31 protein-coding genes are annotated in these 24,056 nt (G+C 62.5%); 17 read left to right on the forward strand and 14 right to left on the reverse strand.

Going from position 1 to position 24,056, the window contains the following annotated elements:
* The first annotated feature begins 225 nt into the window (after positions 1 to 225).
* Both LK12_RS21185 and LK12_RS21190 read left to right on the forward strand, forming a co-directional pair.
* Positions 226 to 759 carry a CarD family transcriptional regulator gene (locus tag LK12_RS21185; RefSeq protein ID WP_039288676.1) on the forward strand — a complete coding sequence of 178 codons (534 nt, stop codon included), beginning with the start codon at positions 226 to 228 and terminating at the stop codon, positions 757 to 759.
* Between the two features lie 109 nt (positions 760 to 868).
* Positions 869 to 1,192 (forward strand): hypothetical protein, encoded by a 324-nt coding sequence (locus tag LK12_RS21190; protein WP_039288678.1) that lies wholly within the window; start codon positions 869 to 871, stop codon positions 1,190 to 1,192.
* A gap of 5 nt (positions 1,193 to 1,197) precedes the next feature.
* Here LK12_RS21190 and LK12_RS21195 read toward each other — a convergent pair whose 3' ends face one another.
* A complete protein-coding gene (locus LK12_RS21195) occupies positions 1,198 to 2,145 on the reverse strand; it encodes an L-threonylcarbamoyladenylate synthase (protein ID WP_039288681.1) in 948 nt (315 codons plus the stop codon).
* Positions 2,146 to 2,194: 49 nt separating this feature from the next.
* On the opposite strand from LK12_RS21195, the gene LK12_RS21200 reads away from it, so the two are divergent.
* Positions 2,195 to 3,034 (forward strand): DUF815 domain-containing protein, encoded by an 840-nt coding sequence (locus LK12_RS21200; RefSeq protein WP_039288683.1) that lies wholly within the window; start codon positions 2,195 to 2,197, stop codon positions 3,032 to 3,034.
* Positions 3,035 to 3,070: 36 nt separating this feature from the next.
* Here LK12_RS21200 and LK12_RS21205 read toward each other — a convergent pair whose 3' ends face one another.
* Positions 3,071 to 4,555, reverse strand: coding sequence for a PQQ-dependent sugar dehydrogenase (locus LK12_RS21205; protein WP_039289689.1), 1,485 nt, complete (start codon positions 4,553 to 4,555; stop codon positions 3,071 to 3,073).
* Between the two features lie 61 nt (positions 4,556 to 4,616).
* Here LK12_RS21205 and LK12_RS21210 point away from each other — a divergent pair, with 61 nt between their 5' ends.
* Both LK12_RS21210 and LK12_RS21215 read left to right on the forward strand, forming a co-directional pair.
* Entirely contained in the window at positions 4,617 to 5,111 is a 495-nt protein-coding gene (locus LK12_RS21210; protein WP_039288685.1) for a GAF domain-containing protein, read from the forward strand.
* A 173-nt stretch (positions 5,112 to 5,284) separates the two neighbouring features.
* A complete protein-coding gene (locus LK12_RS21215; protein ID WP_231568436.1) occupies positions 5,285 to 5,995 on the forward strand; it encodes a glycine zipper 2TM domain-containing protein in 711 nt (236 codons plus the stop codon).
* Between the two features lie 39 nt (positions 5,996 to 6,034).
* Here the strand turns inward: LK12_RS21215 and LK12_RS21220 are convergent, their stop codons facing one another.
* From LK12_RS21220 to hemE, 4 genes are all read right to left on the reverse strand, one after another.
* Positions 6,035 to 6,733 carry a YjbE family putative metal transport protein gene (locus tag LK12_RS21220; protein WP_197063615.1) on the reverse strand — a complete coding sequence of 233 codons (699 nt, stop codon included), beginning with the start codon at positions 6,731 to 6,733 and terminating at the stop codon, positions 6,035 to 6,037.
* A 33-nt stretch (positions 6,734 to 6,766) separates the two neighbouring features.
* The gene (gene rho / locus LK12_RS21225) at positions 6,767 to 8,023 is read right to left on the reverse strand and encodes a transcription termination factor Rho (RefSeq protein WP_039288693.1); all 1,257 of its coding nucleotides are present in this window, start codon (positions 8,021 to 8,023) and stop codon (positions 6,767 to 6,769) included.
* 295 nt (positions 8,024 to 8,318) lie between these two features.
* Positions 8,319 to 8,762: a CopD family protein gene (locus LK12_RS21230; protein WP_039288696.1), complete on the reverse strand. Its 444-nt coding sequence runs from the start codon at positions 8,760 to 8,762 to the stop codon at positions 8,319 to 8,321.
* A 61-nt stretch (positions 8,763 to 8,823) separates the two neighbouring features.
* Positions 8,824 to 9,849, reverse strand: coding sequence for a uroporphyrinogen decarboxylase (gene hemE / locus LK12_RS21235; protein WP_039288699.1), 1,026 nt, complete (start codon positions 9,847 to 9,849; stop codon positions 8,824 to 8,826).
* A 339-nt stretch (positions 9,850 to 10,188) separates the two neighbouring features.
* Between hemE and LK12_RS21240 the strand changes: the two genes are divergently transcribed.
* The 10 genes from LK12_RS21240 to LK12_RS21285 all read left to right on the forward strand — a co-directional run bounded on the left by LK12_RS21240 (position 10,189) and on the right by LK12_RS21285 (position 16,702).
* Positions 10,189 to 11,034 carry a pyruvate, water dikinase regulatory protein gene (locus tag LK12_RS21240; protein WP_039288701.1) on the forward strand — a complete coding sequence of 282 codons (846 nt, stop codon included), beginning with the start codon at positions 10,189 to 10,191 and terminating at the stop codon, positions 11,032 to 11,034.
* Positions 11,035 to 11,053: 19 nt separating this feature from the next.
* Positions 11,054 to 11,632 (forward strand): Maf family protein, encoded by a 579-nt coding sequence (locus LK12_RS21245; protein WP_039288704.1) that lies wholly within the window; start codon positions 11,054 to 11,056, stop codon positions 11,630 to 11,632.
* Positions 11,629 to 12,510, forward strand: a complete 882-nt coding sequence (locus LK12_RS21250) for a shikimate dehydrogenase family protein (protein ID WP_231568437.1) — start codon at positions 11,629 to 11,631, stop codon at positions 12,508 to 12,510. Before LK12_RS21245 ends, LK12_RS21250 begins: the two co-directional genes overlap by 4 nt.
* Positions 12,507 to 13,115, forward strand: coding sequence for a dephospho-CoA kinase (coaE, locus tag LK12_RS21255; protein WP_039288706.1), 609 nt, complete (start codon positions 12,507 to 12,509; stop codon positions 13,113 to 13,115). The genes LK12_RS21250 and coaE overlap by 4 nt, the downstream gene beginning before the upstream one ends.
* Positions 13,116 to 13,165: 50 nt before the next feature.
* The gene (dnaQ, locus tag LK12_RS21260) at positions 13,166 to 13,849 is read left to right on the forward strand and encodes a DNA polymerase III subunit epsilon (protein ID WP_039288709.1); all 684 of its coding nucleotides are present in this window, start codon (positions 13,166 to 13,168) and stop codon (positions 13,847 to 13,849) included.
* Positions 13,850 to 13,874: 25 nt separating this feature from the next.
* Positions 13,875 to 14,459 (forward strand): ribosome hibernation-promoting factor, HPF/YfiA family, encoded by a 585-nt coding sequence (gene hpf / locus LK12_RS21265; RefSeq protein WP_039288711.1) that lies wholly within the window; start codon positions 13,875 to 13,877, stop codon positions 14,457 to 14,459.
* A 116-nt stretch (positions 14,460 to 14,575) separates the two neighbouring features.
* Positions 14,576 to 15,037, forward strand: a complete 462-nt coding sequence (locus tag LK12_RS21270) for a PTS sugar transporter subunit IIA (RefSeq protein WP_039288712.1) — start codon at positions 14,576 to 14,578, stop codon at positions 15,035 to 15,037.
* On the forward strand, positions 15,027 to 15,518 hold the full coding sequence (locus tag LK12_RS21275) for a PaaI family thioesterase (protein ID WP_039289692.1): 492 nt from the start codon (positions 15,027 to 15,029) through the stop codon (positions 15,516 to 15,518). The genes LK12_RS21270 and LK12_RS21275 overlap by 11 nt, the downstream gene beginning before the upstream one ends.
* A gap of 3 nt (positions 15,519 to 15,521) precedes the next feature.
* Positions 15,522 to 15,851, forward strand: coding sequence for a DUF1491 family protein (locus tag LK12_RS21280; RefSeq protein WP_039288714.1), 330 nt, complete (start codon positions 15,522 to 15,524; stop codon positions 15,849 to 15,851).
* A gap of 203 nt (positions 15,852 to 16,054) precedes the next feature.
* A complete protein-coding gene (locus LK12_RS21285) occupies positions 16,055 to 16,702 on the forward strand; it encodes a cell wall hydrolase (protein ID WP_039288717.1) in 648 nt (215 codons plus the stop codon).
* Positions 16,703 to 16,742: 40 nt separating this feature from the next.
* Here LK12_RS21285 and xth read toward each other — a convergent pair whose 3' ends face one another.
* The 3 genes from xth to LK12_RS21300 form a co-directional block, all read right to left on the reverse strand.
* Positions 16,743 to 17,519, reverse strand: coding sequence for an exodeoxyribonuclease III (gene xth / locus LK12_RS21290; protein WP_231568438.1), 777 nt, complete (start codon positions 17,517 to 17,519; stop codon positions 16,743 to 16,745).
* Positions 17,516 to 17,848: an iron-sulfur cluster insertion protein ErpA gene (erpA, locus tag LK12_RS21295; protein WP_039288721.1), complete on the reverse strand. Its 333-nt coding sequence runs from the start codon at positions 17,846 to 17,848 to the stop codon at positions 17,516 to 17,518. The genes xth and erpA overlap by 4 nt, the downstream gene beginning before the upstream one ends.
* Positions 17,849 to 17,921: 73 nt before the next feature.
* Positions 17,922 to 18,347, reverse strand: coding sequence for a CBS domain-containing protein (locus LK12_RS21300; RefSeq protein ID WP_039288723.1), 426 nt, complete (start codon positions 18,345 to 18,347; stop codon positions 17,922 to 17,924).
* Positions 18,348 to 18,501: 154 nt separating this feature from the next.
* On the opposite strand from LK12_RS21300, the gene LK12_RS21305 reads away from it, so the two are divergent.
* Positions 18,502 to 18,798: a hypothetical protein gene (locus LK12_RS21305; RefSeq protein ID WP_039289695.1), complete on the forward strand. Its 297-nt coding sequence runs from the start codon at positions 18,502 to 18,504 to the stop codon at positions 18,796 to 18,798.
* 12 nt (positions 18,799 to 18,810) lie between these two features.
* On the opposite strand, the gene LK12_RS21310 is transcribed toward LK12_RS21305, so the two are convergent.
* The 5 genes from LK12_RS21310 to LK12_RS21330 all read right to left on the reverse strand — a co-directional run bounded on the left by LK12_RS21310 (position 18,811) and on the right by LK12_RS21330 (position 22,276).
* Entirely contained in the window at positions 18,811 to 19,185 is a 375-nt protein-coding gene (locus LK12_RS21310) for a (2Fe-2S) ferredoxin domain-containing protein (RefSeq protein WP_039288726.1), read from the reverse strand.
* Complete coding sequence (locus LK12_RS21315) at positions 19,182 to 19,613, reverse strand: acyl-CoA thioesterase (RefSeq protein WP_039288728.1); 432 nt, start codon at positions 19,611 to 19,613, stop codon at positions 19,182 to 19,184. Before LK12_RS21315 ends, LK12_RS21310 begins: the two co-directional genes overlap by 4 nt.
* Positions 19,614 to 19,666: 53 nt before the next feature.
* A complete protein-coding gene (locus LK12_RS21320) occupies positions 19,667 to 20,128 on the reverse strand; it encodes a DUF2497 domain-containing protein (RefSeq protein ID WP_039288731.1) in 462 nt (153 codons plus the stop codon).
* A 67-nt stretch (positions 20,129 to 20,195) separates the two neighbouring features.
* Positions 20,196 to 21,650 (reverse strand): TolC family outer membrane protein, encoded by a 1,455-nt coding sequence (locus LK12_RS21325; RefSeq protein WP_039288734.1) that lies wholly within the window; start codon positions 21,648 to 21,650, stop codon positions 20,196 to 20,198.
* A 2-nt stretch (positions 21,651 to 21,652) separates the two neighbouring features.
* Positions 21,653 to 22,276 carry a protein-L-isoaspartate O-methyltransferase family protein gene (locus LK12_RS21330; RefSeq protein WP_039289697.1) on the reverse strand — a complete coding sequence of 208 codons (624 nt, stop codon included), beginning with the start codon at positions 22,274 to 22,276 and terminating at the stop codon, positions 21,653 to 21,655.
* Between the two features lie 237 nt (positions 22,277 to 22,513).
* Here LK12_RS21330 and LK12_RS21335 point away from each other — a divergent pair, with 237 nt between their 5' ends.
* Positions 22,514 to 24,037 carry a fumarate hydratase gene (locus tag LK12_RS21335; protein ID WP_197063611.1) on the forward strand — a complete coding sequence of 508 codons (1,524 nt, stop codon included), beginning with the start codon at positions 22,514 to 22,516 and terminating at the stop codon, positions 24,035 to 24,037.
* The last annotated feature ends 19 nt before the right edge of the window (positions 24,038 to 24,056 follow it).

Here is a 24,056-nt window from a genome sequence, read left to right on the forward strand (position 1 = left end):
ACCTTCTCTCGCCTCTGGAATTTTTGTCACATCGGTGCTATATAATCGTGCAACTGCCCGGGCGTCCCGCTCGTCTGGCAGGCGTATCATTGCGAGGCAGGGTTCGAAAGCAAGCGGTTGGGAGAGTGATCTGACCGGGCGGCGGAGGTTTTGCCTCCAGGTCGCACGCCCCCGGAACACCCTCCGCTACAAATTGCATCACCCCTGCAGGTGAAAGGACGATACATGGCAACCAAGGCCGACGCCTTCGATGTTGGAGACTACGTTGTATACCCGAAGCACGGTGTGGGCCGTGTGATTGAACTGCAAAAGCAGGAAATCGCCGGGATGCAGCTCGAACTTTACGTTTTGCGGTTCGAAAAAGAGCGCATGACGCTGCGCGTTCCGATGAACAAGGTTGAATCGATCGGCATGCGCAAGCTGTCGTCCGACAAGACCCTGCGCGAAGCCCTCGATACCCTCAAGGGCAAGCCCAAGGTGAAGCGCACCATGTGGTCGCGCCGCGCCCAGGAATACGAAGCCAAGATCAATTCGGGCGATCTCGTTTCCATCGCCGAAGTCACGCGCGATCTGTTCCGCGCCGACGATCAGCCGGAACAGAGCTATTCCGAACGGCAGATTTTCGAGGCCGCCTCCTCACGCCTGGCCCGCGAACTCGCGGCCATGGAAAAGACCGACGAGCCGACCGCGCTGCAGAAGATCCTCGCGATCCTCAACGAGCACGCACCTAAGTACTACGAGAGCGCCGAAACCGCCTGATCGGGCGTTATCGAATTTGCAGGAGGCCGCTTCCGCAAGGAGGCGGCCTTCTTGTGTGCGGACCAATCGTTCATTGCCCCGTCATCGCTATCGTGAGAAGACGCGCCGCATGAAATCGCCCCGTCTTCTTCCAGTCATGGCCGTTTGCCTGTTGCCCTTGGTGTCTGCCTGCATCGCCAGCACGGCCGCCAACGTCGTGACGGCACCGGTAAGGGTGACCAGCAAGGCCGTCGACCTGGCCACGACGAGCCAATCGGAAGCCGACGAGAAGCGTGGCCGCAGAATGCGCGAGTACGAGGAAGATCTCGGGAAGCTGGAGCGGCGCTACGACAAGCACATGCGGCAGTGCGACGACGGTAGCGATTCCGCCTGTCTCAAGGCGCGCAACGATTACGCCGACATCCAGCAGCTTCGCGCCTCGGCGCCTTACTGAGCCTTTCAGGCGGCCGCACGGCGCAGACGATCGTTGATCGCTGTCCCGACCCCCTCTTCCGGGATCGGGGCCACGGCAATTCTCGGCTTTGGCGATGCCGCGCCCGCGTGGAGCAAGGCATAGAGGCGGGCCGCCGCTTCCTCGAGATCTCCGGAACCCGAGAGCGTGACGTCACCGGCCACTTCACCGAACCCGATGTGAAATTCATCGGCCCGCGAGGTTTGTGCGTTCAGGCGAACCGGCTTGCCCGGCGCATAATGGCTGGCGAGTTGCCCGGGCGCCTCGATCTCTTGCAACGTCACGGCCTCGCTTGGCGTTCCCAGCTCCGCGGAAATGCACGATTCCTCTATCGGACCAGGTCGCAGGACCTGCCACCGGCCATCCCCGCGCAAGGCCACGATCGTTGATTCTAGCCCGGACTTACAGGCGCCACCATCGAGCACGGCATCGATCCGCGCGCCCAGAGATTCCACGACATGGGCCGAATCGGTTGGGCTTACGCCTCCGCTGCGATTGGCCGACGGTGCTGCAAGCGGCACCCCAGCCTCGGCAATCAGCCTCCGCATGACCGGGTGGGCCGGACATCTCAGGGCAATCGTCGTCAGACCGGCAGTCACGGCCGCTGCAACCGGGGCCTGTTTGCGCAGCGGCAGGACCATCGTGAGCGGCCCGGGCCAGAAGGCCTCCGCCAACCGCAATGCCCGCTCGTCGAACGCCGCGAGCGCCTGCGCCGTCGCGAGGTCCGGAACGTGGACAATCAGCGGATTGAAACTCGGCCGTCCCTTGGCCCGGTAGATCGCGGCGACGGATTCGTCCCGATCGGCGCGAGCGGCCAAGCCGTAGACCGTCTCCGTTGGAACCGCCACGAGGCCGCCCTCCCGAAGGATCCGGGCCGCCTCGGCAATTCCGTCCCGGTCCGGCTCGAGGATGGCTGGTCGACTGGCGTGGTCCATGCTCCGCCGCTATAGCGGCGCGCGACGAAAGCCAAGGAAAAGCGCGCGAATGACTACCTCCTCGTCCGACCAAGCCTCCCTGCTGGTTCGCATCGCCGATGCTCTCGACCGGTTGGCTCCCCCGCCCGCGCCAACATCCGACTGGGTAAGTCATCCAGCCTACGTCTGGACAGGGGAGACTGCCCGTCCGGTGGATCGCCTCGACGCGCCCGCACTCGTCCTGTTGCGGGGCATCGACGATCAGAAGCAACGCGTAGCCAACAATATCGAGCGCCTGGCGGCGGGCCATGCCGCGCACGACATGCTGCTGTGGGGATCGCGGGGCATGGGCAAATCGGCCTTGCTGCGTGCCGCCATGCTTGCTGCCCAACAGGTGCATCCCGGCCAGATTGCCCTTGTTCAGGTGGCGCAGGAGGCCCTGTCGGGTGTCACCGGGCTCTTCGCGACACTGGGCAAGGTCGACCGCAGGTTCCTCGTTTTCATCGACGACCTCGGGTTCGAGGAAGGCGATGGTTCGGGGCCGCGGCTACTGCGTTCCTGGCTCGAAGGCGGCGTCGAGGCGCGTCCTGCCAATGTTCGGCTCGCGGTTACATCCAACCGCCGGGCAATCGTCTCGCGCTCGATGTCCGAACAGGACGATCCCATCAATCCGCGCGACGCGGTCGACGACCGCCTTGCGCTTGCCGACCGCTTCGGTCTGTCGATCGGCTTTCACAATTGCGATCAGGACGCCTACCTCGCGATCATCGAAGGCTACGCGAGGCAATACGGGCTCGAGTGGGAGCAGGGGGACGCACTGGAATGGTCGCGGCGGCGAGGTGCCCGCTCGGGGCGCGTTGCCTGGCAGTACGTGAACGAACTGGCGGGGCGGGCCGGAAAGTCCATCTGAGCCCCGTGCCGGGTCTCACCGGAGGCCTTCCGGCGGTTACGGCAACAGCTTGTCCTTTTCGTCGCGGAAGCCCGCTTCGAGCTCACCGCCGCCGCCCGGCAACGTGGGGTCCTTGAGCTCCTTCTGCGGCTTCATGTGCTCGGTCACGATCGGCTTGACCTCAGGCGAAGGGGCGGCGCCCGGCTTGACGACACGCCAGATGATCCCTCCGGTATCGTCGCTGACCAGCAGAGCGCCGGTCTTGTCCCAGGCCACCCAGGTGGGGCGCCCGTGGGTCTTGCCATCGCCGGTCATGAATCCGGTCAGCACCGGCTGCGGTTTGACGTCCTTGGGATTGCCATTGGCGTCGAAGGGTATGAAGACGACATCGTACCCGACGGCCGGGCGCCGGTTCCACGATCCGTGACGGGCGATGAAGGCGCCATTGTCGAATTTCTTGCCCAGACGGCTGCCACCCTTGTCGAAGACCATGCCGAGGACTGCGGTATGTGCGCCCATCGCGTATTCGGGCTTGCGGGTATATTCGATCATGTAGGTCTGCATCGGCCACTGCACCCGGTCGTCGAAAGTGGTCTTCCAATAGACCCACGGCCAGCCGTATTGCGCGCCCACGGGAACGTTGGTGAAGTAGTCCGGGACAAGGTCGGGACCCAGCATGTCGCGTTCCTGCACCGTCGCCCACAGTTCGCCGGTCGCCGGATTCCAGTCCATGCCGTTGGGATTGCGCATCCCCGCAGCGTATTGGCGCCGCCGGCCGGTATCGGTGTCGACTTCCCAGATGGCTGCCCGGCCGGCTTCTTCTTCCATTCCGTTGTCGGCAATGTTGGTAGCCGACCCGACGGCGACATAGAGATGCTTGTTATCCGTGCTCAACAGCAGGTTGCGCATCCAGTGGTTGCCGCCCGGCCAGAGGTCCATCAGCTTCCTGGCCGGGCCTTCGAGCCGGGTGGCGCCCGGCTCGAAAGGGAATTCGAGGATGGCATCGTGGTTGGCAATGTAGAGCTTGCCATCGCCGTAAGCCATTCCGGAGGGGGAGTGCATGTCGGCGCTGCGGAAGTCGAACTTCTGCTCGGCCTTGCCGTCGCCGTCGGCGTCGCGCAGCAGCACGATCTTGTCGGGCGAAGGTTCGCCGGCGCCGACCTTGTCCATCATCCAGCCCATGACCATGCCGGTGATCCCGTCCGGCTTGTTGCCCGGGGGAGCATTGGTCTCCGCGACCAGAACGTCGCCATTGGGCAGCGTCAGCATCGTGCGGGGGTGGTCGAGGCCCTGCGCGAACCGACTCACCGCCAGTCCATCTGCCGCCTTGGGTTTCTCACCCTCTTTCCAGCCCACGGTCTCGAGCAGCTTGACGCTCGGGATCCACTGCGGGTCGGGCTCGACCAGCTTGGGGTCCTTGCCAGCCGTGGCATCGCTGGGAAGGTCGGAGGAATTTGAATACTGGGCCCAGGCCACCACCCCGATCGCGAGGAGGACGAGGATGGCGATGGCGATGAGGACCTTCTTGAGGATCGAGCGCATGGCCACGAGATAGGCCTGCACAGCCTAGGCGGCAACCGCGAGTTGCGCTAACGGAGCCCCTATGTACGACTTTGCCCCCCAGCACGATCTTGAAAAGCCTGAACTCTACAGTGCCCTGTCCCGCGCGGCCAACGCACTGGTCGAAGGTGAACCTGACCCGGTGGCCAACATGGCAAACCTGGCGGCCCTGATCTGGCAGTTCGTGCCCGACCTCAACTGGGCCGGCTTCTACCGAGTGGTTCCGGGCACCAAGGGCGGCGAGCTCGTGCTCGGTCCCTTCATCGGCAAGCCGGCGTGCATTCGCATCCCCATTGGCACGGGCGTATGCGGGACGGCCGCGGCACTGGGCACGACACAGGTCGTGGCAGACGTCCACGCGTTTCCGGGTCACATCGCCTGCGACGCCGAAAGCCGGTCTGAACTGGTCGTGCCGGTGATGGCCAACGGCCGGGTCGTCGCCGTGATCGATCTCGACAGCCCGCGCCCGGGCCGGTTCGACGAGGAGGATGCAAAAGGTATGCAGCTCGTGGCCCAGGTTGCCGCTTTCGCGATCTGACGGCCGGAACTGCTCCGAATCGGGACATGGCGTAGGGAAACCGGCAAGACGCTTGGTCATGTGCGGAATCCAATGCTAAATTTCGCGTTAACTGACGGGATTAACCGTCCGGTTCTCGCGAAAGGGTATTCCCGATGCGCCTTGCTGTTTCCTCACTTGCAGCGGCTGTTGCCATGCTCGCCACCCCCGCCATGGCCCAGGACAGTCCGCCACTTCCTCCCGAACCGCTGCCTTATCCTGCCGCTCCGGTCGATGCCCGGATGCCGTATCCCGGCGGTCCGACATATGGCGGCTACGATCCCGCAGCACGCGACGCCTGGCTGGCCGACTGCCGCCGCCGACTCTCGAGGCAGGATTCCGGCGTGGGTGGGGCCGTCGTCGGCGGCGTCATCGGTGGTGTGGCCGGCAACCGCATAGCCGGAAAGCACCATCGCACCGTCGGCACCGTAGCGGGAGCCGCCGTCGGCGCTGCCGCGGGCGCGGCGATCGACAAGGCCGAGGATGCCGGGCGTTACCGCGACGAATGCGAAGCCTATCTCGACGACTACTATGCCAGCTACACGCATCGCGGCTATCCGGGCTACGGCTATAGACAAGGTTATGGCTACGGATATCCGCAAGGGTATCATCGGGCTAACGGCTATCCGGGGCCGGGTTGCTGCATGGCCCAACCGATGATGGCAGTACCGATGATGATGGTCCCGGTCGTTCGGGGAGAACCGGAATGCACGGAAACCGTCGAATACGTCTATGAAGACGTGCCGGCACGCCCCGCACCGAAGCGGCGGTACATCCCGAAGCGCACCAAGATCGTGCCCGACAAACGGATCAAGGCGGTACCGGACAAGCGAGTGAAGACCGTTCCCGACAAACGGGTAAAGTAGGAAAGAGCCGGGGAGCGCACAGCTCTCCGGCTTTCTTCCTTAGAAAAGGGTGGAAATGCCCAAGTGGGGATCCACCCAGCCGTCGTAGATCATCTTGAGAGCGACGTAGAGGATCACCACGAGACCCAGATAGGCAATCCAGCGATAGCGCTCGATGTATCGGGCGATGAAATTCGCGGCCACGCCCATCAATACTACCGACAGCAGCAGACCGACAATCAGGATGCCCGGATGCTCGCGGGCAGCCCCGGCCACGGCCAATACGTTGTCGAGGCTCATCGAAACGTCGGCGACAGCGACGGCCCAGGCTGCACCGGCAAAGCTCTTGGCCGCGTGCAGTCCGCTTTCCTCGTCACCCTCGATTTCCGGTGAACCGGCACTTTGGCCGCTATGGTGCAATTCGCGCCAGAATTTCCAGGCAACCCACAGGAGCAGCAGTCCGCCGGCAAAGATCAGGCCAACAATCCCCAGCAGCCAGGTCACCATGAGGGCGAAAGCAATACGCAGTACCAGCGCGGCGCCGATACCGATCATGATGACCTTCTTGCGGTCTGCAGCCGGTAATCCTGCTGCAAGGGCGCCGACGACGATGGCGTTGTCGCCAGCCAGCAGGAGGTCGATCATCAGCACCTGGCCGAAGGCGGCCAGTGCCGCCGGTTCGGAAATGTTTGAGAAATCGGCAACGATATGCTGCCAAATCTCCGCCGGGCCTCCAATCGAGGCCGCTTCGGCCAGCATTCCCAGGATGATCAAAACTCCCGACCCCGCTCGCTACTGGTTCATCGTCGCGAAGAAGTCCTCGTTGGTCTTCGAGTCCTTCATCTTATCGAGCAAAAACTCCATGGCGTCGACGGTTCCCATCTGCATGAGAATTCGGCGCAGGACCCACATCTTGGAAAGCTGATCCTTGGGAACCAGCAATTCCTCCTTGCGGGTGCCGGACTTGCCGACATCGAGTGCCGGGAAGATGCGCTTGTCGGCCACCTTGCGGTCGAGCACGATTTCCGAGTTACCGGTGCCCTTGAATTCCTCGAAGATCACTTCGTCCATGCGGCTGCCGGTATCGATCAGGGCCGTAGCGATGATCGAGAGCGAACCGCCCTCCTCGATGTTGCGCGCGGCACCGAAGAAGCGCTTGGGACGCTGCAGGGCATTGGCATCGACGCCGCCGGTCAGCACCTTGCCCGAGCTGGGCACCACGGTGTTGTAGGCGCGGCCAAGACGCGTGATCGAGTCGAGCAGGATCACGACATCGCGCTTGTGTTCGACCAGACGCTTGGCCTTCTCGATCACCATTTCGGCGACCTGCACGTGGCGCTGCGCCGGTTCGTCGAAGGTCGAGGAAATGACTTCCCCGTTCACCGAGCGCTGCATATCGGTGACTTCCTCGGGACGTTCATCGACGAGCAGCACCAGCAGGAAGACTTCCGGGTGGTTGTCGGTAATGGCCTTGGCGATGTTCTGCAGCAGGACCGTCTTGCCGGTGCGCGGCGGCGCCACGATAAGGGCACGCTGGCCCTTGCCCTGTGGCGAGATGAGATCGATGACGCGGGCCGACTTGTCCTTGATCGTGGGATCGAGCGCGTCGAGCTTGAGGCGCTGGTCCGGATAGAGCGGCGTGAGGTTGTCGAAGTTGACACGATGGCGCACCACGTCCGGATCATCGAAGTTGACGCTGATCAGCTTGGTGATGGCGAAGTAGCGTTCGCCGTCGCGCGGCGCGCGGATTTCGCCCTCGACCGTGTCGCCGGTGCGCAGGCCCCATTTGCGGACCTGATTCGGCGAAACGTAGATATCGTCGGGCCCGGCAAGATAGTTCGCTTCCGGACTGCGCAGGAAGCCGAATCCGTCGGGAAGAACCTCGATCGTGCCCTGGCCGACGATTTCCTCGCCGTCCTCGGCCACTTCCTTGAGGATCCCGAACATGAGATCCTGCCGGCGCATCGTGGACGCGCCTTCGACGCCCATTTCCTCTGCCATCTCGACCAGTTCGGCCGCATTTTTCTTCTTGAGTTCTTTAAGGTGCATTTTGGTAGTTTCCGAATGGAAAAAAGAGATGTGGCCGGCGGATCGAGGGGCTTGGGGAAAGCAGATCCGGGCATGCGAAAGGGCTTCGCTGCCCCTTGCCGGGATGAACGTCAGATAAGCGCTGGCGCCGGAACGGTCAACGCATCATCTGGCAGAACGCGTACAAAGTGCGCCGGAACGACTTACTTGCCGAAAGTAGTCCCGGATACAGTCAGGACAGGTCCGGGGTCATCGCTGTAGCGGACAACGAAAGTGCCGTGGCAGATGCCGGACAACATTTCTTCGTTGCCGACGCCTAGAACGGCTTGACGACCACCAGGACAACGATGACGGCCGCAGCCAGTCCGGGTACTTCGTTGAGCAAACGCAGCTTCTTGCCGGTGAGCGTTCGTTCGCCCTTCGCAAGCTTCTTCGCATAGCTCACGAGCCAGCCGTGATAGCCGGTCAATGCGACGACGAATAGCAGCTTGGTATGGAGCCAGGGTGCAACCCACCAGTTTCCGGCGAATGCCAGCGCCACCCCGAACACCCAGACCATGATCATCGAGGGCGTAAGAATAATCTTGCGCAGCTTTGCCTCACGATCGACCCACCGGGCTTCCTCGGCCGAGCCCGGATCGGCCTCCTGGTGGTAGACGAAATAGCGCGGAAGCATGAACAGCCCGGCCATCCAGAAAATCACGAAAATGACATGTCCGGCTTTCAGCCAGAGATAGGTGGTCTGCAAGATCTGCTCCATGAGGTCAGCCTCTTAGCGCCTGCCCCCGGCGCCTGTCAGCCCCCGTTTATCATATCGGTGATCAACGCTCCCACGCCCGCAGAACTGCGAGCAGGCGCTCGACATTCTCGATCGGCGTATGCTGGCCGATTCCGTGGCCGAGATTGAACACGTGCGGACGTCCTGCGAAGGCATCGAGCACACGATTTGCCTGTCGGTCCAGTTCATCTCCCCCGGACAGGAGCAGCAGCGGATCGAGATTGCCCTGGACCGGCATGGTTTCGGGCAATTCCGCGGCGGCCCAGATCGGATCGACGGTTTCATCGACGCCCACGGCGTCGACTCCCGTCTCTCGGGCATAGGCAGCGAGTTTTTCCCCCGATCCCTTCGGAAAACCGATGATCGGCGTTTCGGGATAGCGGTCCTTAAGTGCCGCAACAATCGCCGCGTTGGGGGCGATCACCCACTTTTCGAATTGCGCCGGGGCCAAGCTGCCCGCCCAGGAATCGAACAGCTGAACCGCTTCCGCACCCGCTTCGATCTGGCCGGAGAGATATTCCACGGTCACTGCTGTTACGGCATCGATGATGGCCTGGAAGGCTGCAGGATCGCGATAGGCCATGGCCCGAGTGTCGTGCTGGTCGCGACTGCCTTCGCCAGCCACCATGTAGGTCGCGACGGTCCAGGGCGATCCCGCAAAACCGAGCATCGTTTTGTCCACAGCCAGCGCAGCCCGCACTTTTCGGACGGTTTCGTAGATGGGAGCGAGCCGCTCCGGCACGGCCGTGAGCCCTTCCAAGGCATGGTCGACAAGCCTTGGGGACAACTTCGGCCCTTCGCCTGCCAGGAACTTGAGATCCTGGCCCATCGCGTAGGGCACGATCAGGATATCGGAAAAGAGGATGGCCCCATCGAAGCCGAAACGGCGGATCGGCTGAAGCGTGATTTCCGTCGCGGCATCCGTATCGTAGACCAGTGCAAGGAAGCCGCCTTTCTTGGCCCGCAGCTCACGATACTCGGGGAGATATCGTCCGGCCTGGCGCATGAGCCAGACAGGGCGCGTGTTCGCGTTCTCACCACGGAGCGTGTTCAGGAGGAGGCCGGGCATTGCGTTTCGGGTCCGATCAAAAAAATAAAAGATTATTTATAAAGGATTGATGGAGTCTGTTGGTCCTGTGGATATCGGGGACGAGCGCGCCTTGCCCGATTTGTCCCGAGTTGAACAGGGTGAAGTGGCCGGAGCGACTCTGAGCCGTGCCGTGGTCAAGCAAAGGTTGTTCGCCTTGTCCACAGGGTGTGGAACCGGCCGCCGGGGTGTCCACAAACGTGCTTGGGGAATCCGGGTATCGGGCACGAATCCGGGTCCGCGAGTTGTCACCGGATCGATCCCGTGGTTTATGCCGGCAGATATCCACAAGCAGCCAAACTTCCTCCAATAAGGCACTTCATGGCGCGTTTTCACCTCCATCTCCTTTCGGACTCGACCGGCGAAACGCTGGAGATGATTGCCAAGGCTGCGCTTGCCCAGTTCGACGATTCCGACGTCTTGCGGCACTTCTGGCCGATGGTGCGATCGCAGCAGCATCTCGACCGGATCATGGGCGAGATTGCGGCCCACCCTGGGCTTGTGTTCTTCACGCTGGTCAACGAAGAAACCCGCGGGCGGCTGGAGGAACGGTGCCAGTCGCTCGGCCTTCCCGCGATCGCCGTGCTTGATGGAGTGACAGATGCGCTGGAAGCCCACCTCGGCCAGGAGGCCAAGGGACGTCCCGGCCGTCAGCACCGGCTCGACGAGGCCTACTTCGCACGCGTGGATGCCATCCAGTTTACGATCGCGCACGATGACGGCATTGCCTGGGAAGACTGGGAGGAAGCGGATATCATTCTTGCCGGGGTATCGCGCACCAGCAAGACGCCGACCAGCATCTATCTGGCCAATCGTGGGTACAAGGTTGCCAATATTCCCATCGTTGTGGAAAGTCCCCCGCCCCCTGCCCTGTTCGGTCTCAAGCGGCCAATGGTCGTCGGCCTGACCACGGCGCCCGAGCGGCTGATCCAGGTTCGCCGCAACCGGCTGCTATCGCTGAGCCAGTCGCCCGATACCGACTACGTGCAGATGGAAAAGGTAGAAAGCGAAGTGAAATATGCCCGGCGCATGTTCGCGGACAATTCCTGGCCCGTAATCGATGTTACCCGCCGCTCGATCGAGGAAACGGCGGCCGCGGTCATCAACCTCTACAATGAACGCAAGGCTGCTGGCGTTCAGGGCCAGGTCGGGCCAAAGCCGATCTGACGAACCGGATATCGAACCGATGATCGTCCTTGCATCCCAGAGTGCATCCCGCCGCGCCATGCTGGAAGCCGCCGGTATCCCTTTCCGGGCACAACCGGCCCAAGTGGATGAACGGGGTATCGAGCTGGAAATGGGCAATGCTCCGCCGGAAGACGTTGCCCTTGCGCTTGCCAGGGCCAAGGCGCTCGCCGTTTTCGCAGAGGCCGAAATCGTTCTCGGCAGCGATTCCCTTGTATCCTGTGCGGGCCGGCGCTTCGACAAGCCGGCATCGCGCGAACAGGCGGCGGAGCATCTGCGTTTTTTCTCCGGCAAGGTCATGGAATTGCACAGCGCCGCCGCCCTGGTCCGGGACGGCGATGTAATTTGGGCCGAACATGCGCTCGCGCGGTTGCATGTCGCGCAGCTGTCCGACTCTTTTATAGAGACGTACCTTGAAGCCGAATGGCCTGCCGTGGCCGGATGTGTAGGCGTCTTTCGCATCGAGGCACGCGGCGTTCAGCTTTTCGAGGCGATCGAGGGCGACTATTTCACCATCCTGGGCATGCCGCTGCTCAAGGTGCAGTCGGCCCTGCGCAAGTTGGGAGTGATGGAGCAGTGACGGTGCCCCCCTCGTCTTCGCTGGGGACAGGTTACGCCGAGGTCATCGGCGATCCGATCGCCCAGTCGAAATCGCCGATCATCCACGGGTTCTGGCTGGATCGGCTCGGCCTGCCCGGTCGCTACGAACATTGCCTGGTGAAATTGCCGGAGCTTGCGGGTTATCTCTCGAAGCGGCGCGCCGATCCCGATTGGCGCGGCTGCAACGTGACGATGCCGCACAAGCTGGGCATCATTCCCCTGCTGGATCGGCTCGATCCCCTGGCCGAGAGGATCGGGGCCGTGAACACGGTCGTGCGCGAGGCCGACGGATCGCTGACCGGGCATAACACCGATGCGCCCGGCTTTCTTGAACCGTTGGCAAAGGATCTGGCGAAAACGCATCTGTTCCGCATGGCGCGTGTCCTCGGCACTGGCGGCGCGGCCCGGGCGATCGTCGCGGCGCTGGCGCAGGAGCATTTCGTCATCGTGCTGGCCGGGCGCAATCCGGAAAAGGCGCGGGCGATGCTTGATGAACTGGCGCCGGGAACCGATCATCACGCCATCGATCTGGCCCATTTCGGAGATCCGACCGATTTCGCCTTCGACAATCGCGAGGGGTGCATCGACCTGATCGTCAACGCCAGCCCGCTCGGGATGACCGGGCAGCCACCTCTCGCCTTCGATTTCAGCCATGCCCCGCCGGGAAGCATTGTCTATGACATCGTCACCAGTCCGCTCGATACGCGATTCCTGCAGGATGCGCGCTCCGCCGGTTTCCGGACGGTTGACGGTCTGTCCATGCTGATCGGCCAGGCGGACATCGCCTTCACCCGCTTTTTCGGCGAGAAGCCGCCTCGTGAAGATGATGCGGAATTGCGGGAGCTGATCCTGAAATGACGGAGGAAAAGGCGCGCCAGAAGATTCTCGGTCTCACCGGTTCCATCGGCATGGGCAAATCGACAGTTGCCGGCATGTTGCGCGAACTCGGTGTGCCGGTATTCGATGCCGACGCGGCCGTCCACGAACTGCAAGGTCCCGGAGGCGCTCTGTTGCCCGCTATCGAGGCGGCGTTTCCGGGGACCACGAGCGATACCGGCGTGGACCGGCAGAAACTGGGGGCTGCCGTCTTCGGCGACTCCGAAAAGCTTGGCCGACTCGAGCGAATTGTCCATCCGGCAGTGGCTGCGATGCGTCGGGACTTCCTGCGTGACAATGCAGCGGCGCCGTTGATCGTGTTCGACATTCCTCTCCTGTACGAAAAAGGAGGACAAGAGGGTCTCGATGCAGTGGCCGTCGTTTCCGCTCCTGCCGGCGACCAGCGCCAGCGCGTACTGGCGCGACCGGGTATGACGGCGGAAAAGTTCGAGAAAATTCTGACACTTCAGGTGCCCGATGCGGAAAAACGCGCACGCGCCGATTTCGTGATCGATACCGGAACGTCGCTTGCCGAAACGCGCAATCAGGTGGCCGGTATCGTCAGAACGCTGAAACGAGCAGAATAATCGTCCGCAAGCCCTTGCGCCGGGGCCTTTGCAGGCAGATATGAGAAGTGATGCGAGAGATCATCTTCGATACCGAGACGACCGGTTTTGACCCGAAAAACGGGGACCGGATGGTGGAAATTGGCTGCATCGAAATGATCAACCGGGTTCCTACCGGTCGTACGTTTCACGCATATTTCAATCCGCAGCGTTCGATGCCTGCCGAAGCCGAAGCCGTGCACGGGCTGTCGGATGCTTTTCTGGCCGAGAAGCCGTTGTTTTCCGAACTCGCACAGGACTTCCTCGACTTTATCGAGGACAGCCCGATGGTCGCGCACAACGCCGGCTTCGACTTCAATTTCATCAATGCGGAATTGACGCTTTGCGGTCTGCCCATCGTCGGCAACGAGCGCATGGTCGATACCGTGGCGCTTGCCAAGGTCCGTCATCCGGGCTCGAAGCTTTCTCTCGATGCCCTTTGTTCCCGCTATGGCATAGACCGCAGTCACCGCACCAAGCACGGGGCGCTTCTGGACGCCGAGCTTCTGGCGCAAGTTTACGTCGAGCTTCGCGGCGGGCGCCAGATCGGTCTCGAACTGGGTGCGGAAACCACCGAAATCGTGACGGAAGTCAAAGTTCTCGTTCGAAAGGACCGTATTTACCGTCAGCCGCGTCCACACGCGGCCACCGAACAGGAGCTGGCGGCCCACGCCGAGTTCCTCAAGTCGGTCGATACCCCGCTTTGGGGTGCATGAACTCTAGTACAAGGAGAATTCGCTCATGGATATTCGCGTCTCCGGTCATCAGGTCGACACTGGTGAAGCCCTGCAGACTCACGCCAACGAGCGACTGACGGCGATCATCGAGAAGTATTTCAGTCGAGCGCTGTCTTCGCACGTGACCTTCGGGCGGGCTCCGGCCGGCGCATTCCGATGCGATATCATCATGCACGTAATGCAGAACCTTGTACTCAAGGGCACCGGCGTGGCGCATGACGCCCACGTTGCCCTCGACCAGGCCGCCGAGAAGATCGACAAGCAGTTGCGGCGATACAAGCGCCGCCTCAAGGATCGTCACGAACAGGCCCAGCACGCGATGGCAGTGGAAGATGCCGCGTACGAAGAAGCCGGTTACACCATTTTCGAAGAATCCGCGTCGGAGCGCGAAGAGGAGACGGAAACGGATGCGCCCGTGGTGATTGCGGAGACTCGGGTCGATGTTCCCGAAGCGACCGTATCGGATGCAGTGATGATGCTGGACCTGCGCAACACGACGGCCCTGTTCTTCAAAAATGCTGGAACTGGGCGTCATAATATGGTTTACCGCCGCGGCGACGGCTCGATCGGCTGGGTCGAACCGCACTGACGCTGCCGAAGCAAGCCGAACTTCTGATCGGAAGATAGGGGAAAAACCCCCGGTTTACCGGGGGTTGGGGGCATGCATCATTTGGAAACCGATCAAAGCCTAGAATCAGAATCGTCATGACTGGTCTTTTTACTCTGCTGCCCGAAGCCGTGACTGCGGCCCGTGCGGACAGCAAGGATCTCATTCTGGGACAGCTCGCGGCGCTATTCGCGGAGGTCTACGATCTCGATCGTGATGCCGTGCTGGCACGTATCGTCGAACGGGAAGAACTGGGCAGCACGGGCTTCGGGCGTCGCATCGCGATTCCCCATGCGCGGCTGCCCGGCCTTGGACGACCGGTGGCGGCATTCATGCGCCTGGAATCCCCGATCGAATTCGATTCGGCGGACGGCATGCCGGTGGATCTCGTTTTTGGCCTGCTGTCTCCCGAAGGTGCCGGCGCCACGCATCTCCATGCCCTGGCGGCCATTTCGCGCATGATGCGTGATGAACGCATGCATGAAGCGCTTCTGGAAGCACCCGGCCCGGAAGTGCTGTTCAGCCTGCTCAGCAACGTCATCGATCGTGATGCCGCATGATCTGAAGCACGGAGAGGCGCCTGAAGTCTCCGGCGCAGATCTCCACTGGCGCGCGCTGGAAGGCCTCTATGCTTCAGCGCCGATCAACCACAAGTTCAAGTCCAGGCTCGAGATCGTCGGCGAAGGACTTTCGCGGATAACTTTTCTGGTCGAGCCCGATTCGTTCCACGCGGCCGGTGCGGCTCATGGCACGATCTACTTCAAGATGCTGGACGATGCGGCATTCTACGCAGCTAACACGCTGGTTACCGACCGTTTCCTGCTGACGACATCGTTCAACCTGCATTTCAGCAAACCGATCAAGGGCGGCCGGGTCGTTGCGGAAGGACGTTGGGTGAGTGGGCGTCGGCGCGTTCTCGTGGCCGAATCGCGGCTGGTCGACGAGGAAGGCGAAGAAGTGGGCCGCGGTACCGGGACCTTCATGCGTTCGCGAATCGCCCTGTCGGGCCTGCCCGGTTATGCTGGGGCCCGAGGGGATTGATCGATGGATGCTCGCGTTCCCGCCCATATCGAAGTCTCGGGGCTCGTGCGCAACGTCCAGGCGGCTGGAGGTTTCCCAGCGGTAATCAAGAAAGGTGAACGCGACGCCGGGACGATCATGGTCGTACTCACCGAAAATGGCGAAAATGTGCGGGCTTACGAGCGTATGCCGCAGCTCGACGGCACGCGCAAATGGCACTGCGTAAAATCGCAAGATACAGAAAATAAAGAGAAAATATATGATTACCTGACTCGAAGAGGTGGGCAGGACCCCGATCTCTGGATCGTCGAGTTGGATATCGCAGACGGCGAACGCTTCATCGACCCGAATTAAGATTCCTGATTGACTTGCAAGCTTTGCAAGTTAAGGGGCCGTCGCAGAGGCGTAGGCGGCCTGGAAGGCATTTCGGTCTTTCGGGCTAGCACGCAGACGGGGAATCGTCGGCAGGTCCGAGCGTGATCCGGATGCTCCAGATCGCAAGGAGCGTTCACGGTCAGATCTGTGTCTGAAGGTTCACCGCATTTGACCAAGGCAAAATGCGAAGCAAAGTTCAGTGGGCGAGCGCGATGGCGCTGGCCGCTACGGCGTTTACCGCTTTGTTGAGCGCCCAGGGTTCGGGCGCAGAGGCCTCGGACATGATTCCGAGTCCCGCCAAACAGGAACCCGCAGTGGAGTTCGTTTCCAAGCCCGTAGTACAGCCTCTCGCAACTGACGAGGACGCTGGCACGGACGAGACCAGCGAATCATCTGCAACCGATATGCAGCCGACGGCCAGTTCCTTGCTGCAGCTCGTTTCCGAACAGAGCATGCCGGGCAAGCTCGGCCGAGAAATGCGCTGCCTTGCCGGAGCTATCTATTTCGAGGCCCGCGGGGAGACCCTTGAAGGTCAGCTGGCCGTGGGCCGCGTGATTGTGAACCGTGCCGCCTCTAGTCGGTTCCCCGACAGCTATTGCGGCGTGGTCTATCAGCGGTCACAGTTCTCTTTCGTGCGGGGCCGCTCGATGCCGAAGATACGCGAGCGCTCCGAGGCATGGCGCCGGGCCGTGGCCATCGCGCAGATTGCGAAGGCGGATAGCTGGGTCAGCCCGGCCAAGGGCGCGCTCTTCTTCCACGCGGCACGCATTTCGCCGAACTGGCGCCTCACGCGCGTGGGGCGCATCGACAATCACATTTTCTACCGTTGATGAACGGGCGGGGCGGCCGATTGGTTCCTCGCCCCGACAATCAGTCGCGCAGCTGAACCCAGACCGGCGCGTGATCGCTGGCCTTTTCCCGGCCGCGATGCGACTTGTCGACGCCGCAGGCTACGAGTCGATCAGCGAGTTCGGGTGAAAGCAGCGCGTGGTCGATGCGAAAGCCGTGGTCGCGCTGCCATGCACCGGCCTGGTAGTCCCAGTACGTCCACACCCCGCCGCGGGGATTGTGTGTCGCCAGGGCATCGGTCCAACCGTCTCCCAGCAGACGGAAATAGGCATCGCGCGATTCCGGCTGCATCAGCGCATCGGCGGCCATGGCCTTGGGCGACCAGACGTCGTGGTCCGTGGGGATCACGTTGTAGTCGCCGGTGACGATGGCAGGGACCTCTTCTGCCTTGATGGTATGCATCCTGCGGCGCAACCGCTCCATCCAGCGCAGCTTGTAGTCGAATTTCGGGCCGGGCACCGGGTTGCCGTTGGGCAGGTAGATGCAGACCACGCGCAGGCCGAAAACGTCGGCTTCCAGATAGCGCGAGTGATCGTCCTCGGGTTCGCCGTCCAGACCGCGCTGCACTTCAACCGGCTGTTCGCCGTCGGCAAGGATGGCGACGCCGTTGAAGCTCTTCTGGCCGTGCCAGATGCCCTTGTACCCGAGCTTTTCGAACTCGGCGATCGGGAAGCCTTCGTCCTGGGACTTGATTTCCTGCAGGCAGGCAACCGCGGGCCGGGTCTCTTCCAGCCATTCGAGCAGTCGGGGCAGGCGTGCCTTCACGCCGTTGATATTGAACGACGCGATTTTTCTCACACCGAGAAACTCGACCCGCATCCGCAGCCGGCAGCGGCGTTCGGGTTCTCGACCCGGAAAGCGGCACCGCCAAGCGATTCGACGAAATCGACGACGCAGCCATCAACGAGATCGAGGCTCATCGGATCGACAACGAGGCGGACGCCATCGGTCTCCGCGACAAGATCGTCGCAATCGGGGGCATCGGCCAGTCCGAACTTGTACTGGAAGCCCGAGCACCCGCCGCCTTCCACCGAAAGACGCAGGATTGCCGGCTTGCCCTGCTTTTCCGCAATTGCCGCGACACGGGCGGCTGCCGACGGGCTGAGAGTGATGCTTTGTTGGTCCATGGCCCGGATGTAAGCGCCTCTGCTCCACGCGGCAAGGCGGGAGGGCAGCTTGTGGGCCAGCGATCGGGCGGCGTCAGGCCGTCCTGATGTAGTCGCGCATGGCGGCCGCTTCCGACTCCATGGCATCGATCCGGTATTTCACCAGATCGCCGATCGACACGAAACCAATCATTTTTTCGTCTTCCACGACCGGAAGGTGGCGGATGCGCCGCCGGGTCATCAGAGCCAGTGCACTGAGGACCGGAGTGTGCGGTCCCACGGTCACCGCTGGCTTGGTCATGACGTCCCCGACGGGCATGTCGAGCATGTCGGGGCCGAATTCGCGCAGCCGGTAGATCACGTCACGTTCCGAGAACATGCCGGCGATCGAGCCGTTTTCCATGACCGGCAATGCGCCGATACGGCGTTCGGCCAGAATGGCGGCAGCGTCACGCACGGTGGTGGAGACGTCGCATGTTAGAGTGGCGTCGCGACCTTCGATGAGGCGCCCAATGGTCATCTTCGAACTCTCCCTGTTTGTGCTTGAACCTGACCGCAGGATCAGACTTGCGCAAAATACCACAAGCCCCGCAGATCCGCCACTTCGTCCCGCATTGCGCGCGTCGTGTCAGGATGGACTTGCGAGGCAGGCCGATAATCCTCACATGGGGGGCATGGTCCCCCGCTCGCCTCTCGACGATCCGAAGAACGCTGCGCACGCCTGGGCACGGTATTTACGCATCATGCGGTGGATGATGCTTGCCACGGTGGGGCTCGTGGCAGTGGCGGTGATCGTGCTTTACCGCTCCAACGGGATGGTCTCGGTGCATTTCTATATCGCCACCGCTCTGGGGATCGGTTTCACGATGCTTCTGACGTCGGCGCTGATGGGCCTGGTGTTTCTTTCGAGCGGAACCGGACACGACGATTGCATTGTCGATCCGCTGGAGGAAGAGGACTCTCTGAGGTAGCCGCGGTCCGGCTCAGTCCTGCTTAGGCCTGAGGCGATATTCCTCGACGGGCTGGCCGCCGATAAGGTGCTGCTGGATGATCTGTTCGAGCGCGTCTTCGTCGCAGGAATGGTACCAGACTCCGTCCGGCCAGACGACTGCCACCGGTCCTGCGGCGCAAATGCGCAGGCAATCGGCCTTGGTCCTTGCGACGCCGCCCCGGCCATCCAGTCCCAATTGCTTGAGGCGTTTCTTGAGATATTTCCACGCCGCTCGGCCCTTTTCGGGAGAGCAGCATTCGCCTTTCTGCGGCTCGGCACAGATGAAGATGTGCCGGTGAATGCCATTACCGCCAGCCTTGGCGAGGGCATCCTGCGCCCTTACGATGTCGGAGGCTGAATTTGTCACGGCCTCAGCATCCAGGGTTTTACCGCAGCGGCAAAGCTTTCGGGTAGCGCGGCCGGGCCTTCAGCGCCGACAGTCACCAGAACCGTGCGGGCGAAGACGACAGGCCTTCCGTCCTGTGTGACGACTTGCACCACCTGGTGGCTGGTACGGCCGACCCGTTCCATGGCGCAGGCGATCTCTACGCTGTCTGGATAGGATGCTTCGCCGAGATATTCGATGGCCACGCTCGCGACCATCGACGTCTTGCCCACCAGGAGGTCGCGATAACCGCAGGCGTGGTAGAAACGGACGCGCGAATCTTCCAGCAGACCTGCCATGGACACGTTGTTGATGTGCATGTTGACGTCGAGGTCGCCGAACCGCGGCTCCGACCGGCATGTGAAGGGATAGCGCGCAGGATCGAGCAGCGCAGGATCGGGTTTCGCCATGAATAGCGACGTAGGCAGGGCCGACCCGCAGGTCCAGCCTGGAATCGTATTGCTCAGCCCTTCTTGCCGACGATCCGGGAAATCTCGGCGGCCACGAGACGCTCGACCAGCGGCGGCAGGTTCTTGTCGAGCCACTCCGCCAGTGCCGGACGCAGCAGTTCGCGCGTCAGGTCCTCCAGCGAGGTTTCGCCGGAACGGACGATCCGGGGGGGCGCACTCGGTTCGGACAGCATGGCGAGTGCGGCAAGCGATTCGCGCATCGAATCGCGCACCTGGTCCCCGATCAGCGAGGGCTCTACTTCCGTTTTACCGGAATCTTCATTTACCTCAGCCGTTTCCGGCAACTCGAAGACGTCGTCTTCGGGCTCCGCCCCGGGGAACGGATTTTCTTCGATCACGCCGACGTTGGCGCGCCGTTGACGTTCGACGCGCGCTCCGGCCCGGTTGTCCCGGGCTATCACTTGCTTGATCGACTGGAGAATTTCCTCGACCGAAGGTTCGTCGTTCTGATGCATTCCAACTGTCCCCCTGATGCATCCTGAAAGGACGCATGCACGCCTCGCCCCGATTCGGGGACGGCGGTTACTGTTCCGGAATGTCTCCGTCCTGCACCGGCGTGTCAACGGTGCGCGTGGAGCGGGCGACTGGAGCCGGGTCGCTGTCCCAGTCGAAGATCTTGCCGCGCACCCGTTTGTAGTTGAGTTCGGGGTCGTAGAGGATGTCGCTGTCGAGATTCAGGTCGCGCGCTTCGGCCCGGCCCATTGCGGCCAGGAGGTTGAAGCCGGCCACGTAGGCATTACGCCGCGCGGTCACGAGCTGCACCTGGGCGTTGAGCGATTCCTGTTCGGCATTGAGGATGTCGAGGATCGTGCGGTTGCCGACGGAATTTTCCGCGCGAACGCCTTCGAGACTGAGGGCTGCCGCATCGACCGCGACTTTCGAGGACCGGATGACATCGTTCGCGGCGATCCATGAGGAATAGGCGGATCGCACATCCGCGATGACCGCGCGTTCGGTGGCGATCTCGTTTTCGAGCGCGGCCGAAGCCTGCGCCTGCGCCTGGCGACGCTGGGCGGCGGGTAGGCCGCCCTGGAAAATGGGAATCGAGATCTGCGCTCCGGCCTGCCCCGTGGTCTCCCTTTGCGAAAAGGCAGCCGAACTCGGTCCGCCGAGCGTATTGAAATAGTTGTTGTAGCCGCCAGACGCATAGAGGCTGACGCGGGGAAGGCGCCCAGCACCGGCCACGTCGATGTCCTTCTTCGCGGCCCGGGTTTGTTCGCGTGCGGCGATGAGGTCCGGGTTGTTGTCGAGCGCGATGTCGACGGCTTGGTCCGGCGACGACGGCAGGTTGGGCAGTGGCGGCGGTGCGGCCAGATCGTCCGGTGCCTTGCCGACGAGCCGGATGTAGGCTTCGCGCGCGGCAGCAAGGTTGGCTTCCGCAGCGCGAGCGTCGCTCTGCGCGAGAGCGAGGCGGGACTGCGATTGGGCCACGTCTGTGCGGGTCACGTCACCGATTTCGAACCGGTCGCTGGTCGCCTGCAAGTTCACGCTGAGCACATCGACGTTCTTGCGGTTCAGGCCGACGATGGCCTGGTTCTGAATCACGTCCATGTAGGCGGCAACCACCGCTGAAAAGATCTGGCTTTCTGCGCTCCGCAAGTCCGCCTGTCCCGCTTCGACCCTGATCTTGGCGGCCTTGATCCGGTTCTTGACGGCGCCGCCGGAATAGATCGGAACGCCGAGGTCGACGTTGGCCGACAGCGCCCGCTCAGGGCTGGTGAAGGAATTGGGGCTGCGCTTGACGAATTCGGTATAGGTCGCATCCGAGGAGACACTGGGCAAACCGGACGCGCGCGCTATCGGCACGTTTTCATCGGTGCCGCGCAGCTGCGCGCGTGCCGCCTGGAGGGACGGGTTGGTCTGGTAGGTCATGATCAGCGCTTCGCGCAGCGTATCTGCGTGAAGCACTGTGCCGGAGCAGGTGGCGAATAGGGCGCCGCCGGCCAGAAACCCGGCCCGACGCACGAACCGGGGCATGGTCAGAAGCTCCAGCGCTTTGGGGCCGCGAATTCGGGGAGGGCGGGGATACCGAGTTCGGCAAGCGGGAGTAGCGACACCGAGCCAGCCGCCTTGCAGCCAGTCGCCAGACGGCCGACACCCCGCACGACCAGACCAGTCACGATGCGTCCGCCTTCGGCCATCTGCTGGCAAAGGACCTCGGGAAGTTCTTCCACGGCGCCGTCGATGATTACCAGTGAATAGCCACCCTCGCCGGAAAGACTGGAAACGGCAGTGGGGTCTACGGTGTCGAGCGAACCGACCAGGGGGCGCAGCAGTGCGGCCAGGTAGCCATTTCCGTCTCCTACCAGAAGCGCCTTGTCGGCGCTCGTCGGTGCGGCTTCGGCGAGCATCTTGCCGTGGACCAGCGGAGCGGCCAGGAAGCGTCCGTTCCCGAGCGGGATCGCACGATCGATATAGGCGGCATCGCGCAGTGCTTCGGGCACGTAATCTTCCCGCGCCACCTGGGCCATCGCAGAGAGCACCCAGGGTTCGTTCACGCCGCTGGTGCGCAGCTGGCTGACGATCATGGCGTGGCGGGCGGCGGACTTGGCGGCGGCGGTCTGTTCGGCCTCTGGCGCCGACCGATCCTCGGTCAAGGTCATCTGGTGCAATTCCCTCATGCATTCGCGGACATCGAGCGCCATGCGCTTCAAGCTTCCGCAACAACGGCACTTTCTGGGGGGCCTTCTAGGCGAAGGCGGCATGGAGGCCAAGCGCTTTGACGATACCCTTGTCGATCCATGCCAGCAGTTGGACGATCACTTTGACGATCCCCGGTGCCGGGCTTATGGGAGCGGCGCGAAATTCACGTGATCCGCGTAACCGGGAGCGCTTAGTCCATGGCCGAAATGGTGACCATCCGCGAAGACGACCTGATCGAAAGTGTCGCCGACGCCCTGCAATACATCAGCTACTACCATCCGATGGATTATATCCGCGCTCTGGGTGAGGCCTACGAGGCCGAGCAGGGTCCGGCCGCCAAGGACGCCATCGCGCAGATCCTTACCAACAGCCGCATGTGCGCCGAGGGGCACCGTCCGATCTGCCAGGATACCGGCATCGTCAACGTCTTCATCGAGTGGGGCCAGAACTGCCGCCTCGAATCCGACCGCAGCTTGCAGGAGGTGGTCGACGAAGGCGTGCGCCGCGCTTACGGCAACAAGGAAAACAAGTTGCGCGCCTCGGTGCTGGCCGATCCCGCCTTCACCCGCCGCAATACCAAGGACAACACGCCTTCTGTTCTCTCAGTAAGTATGGTTCCGGGCAGCAAGGTGTCTGTCGACGTTGCGGCCAAGGGCGGCGGCTCCGAAGCCAAGTCCAAGTTCAAGATGATGAATCCCAGCGATTCGATCGTCGACTGGGTGCTCGAGATGCTGCCGCAGATGGGTGCCGGCTGGTGCCCGCCGGGCATGCTGGGCATCGGCATCGGCGGTACCGCCGAACACTGCGTCAAGCTCGCCAAGCAGAGCCTGATGGACCCGATCGACATGGGCCAGCTCAAGGAGCGTGGTCCGCAGAACGATATCGAGGCACTGCGCATCGAGATCTTCGACAAGGTCAATGCGATGGGCATCGGCGCGCAGGGGCTGGGTGGTCTTTCGACCATTCTCGACGTCAAGATCCTCGACTGGCCGTGCCACGCGGCGAACAAGCCGGTCGCGATGATCCCGAACTGTGCCGCTACCCGCCACGCGCACTTCACGCTCGACGGTTCTGGTCCGAGCTACCTCGAAAAGCCGAACCTCGCCGAATGGCCCGAGGTAGAGTGGAAGCCCAGCAAGGAAGCGATCCGCGTCGATCTCGACACGCTGACCGCCGAGGACGTGAAGAGCTGGAAGCAGGGCGACCGCCTTCTGCTCAACGGCAAGATGCTCACGGGCCGCGACGCCGCGCACAAGCGCATCCAGGACATGTTGGAGAAGGGCGAGGAGCTGCCGGTCGAGTTCAAGGGCCGCGTGATCTATTACGTTGGCCCGGTCGATCCGGTGCGCGACGAGATCGTCGGCCCGGCAGGCCCGACCACCGCGACGCGCATGGACAAGTTCATGGACATGATGCTGGAACAGGGTCTGCTCGCCTGCGTCGGCAAGGCCGAACGCGGCCCGGCGGCCACCGAGTCCATCGCCAAGCACAAGTCGGCCTATCTCATGGCTGTCGGCGGTGCGGCTTATCTCGTGGCCCGCGCGATCAAGGAAGCCAAGGTCGTCGGTTTCGAGGACCTCGGCATGGAAGCGATCTACGAGTTCACCGTAGAGGACATGCCGGTGACCGTTGCGGTCGATTCCGAAGGCAAGAACGTCCACCAGCTCGCCCCGCTGGTGTGGCAGGAAAAGATTGCCAAGGAAGGCCTGCTCGCAGACTGAGGCTATCGTTCGACCAACG

Source organism: Novosphingobium malaysiense (assembly GCF_000802225.1).
Taxonomy (GTDB): Bacteria; Pseudomonadota; Alphaproteobacteria; order Sphingomonadales; family Sphingomonadaceae; genus Novosphingobium; species Novosphingobium malaysiense.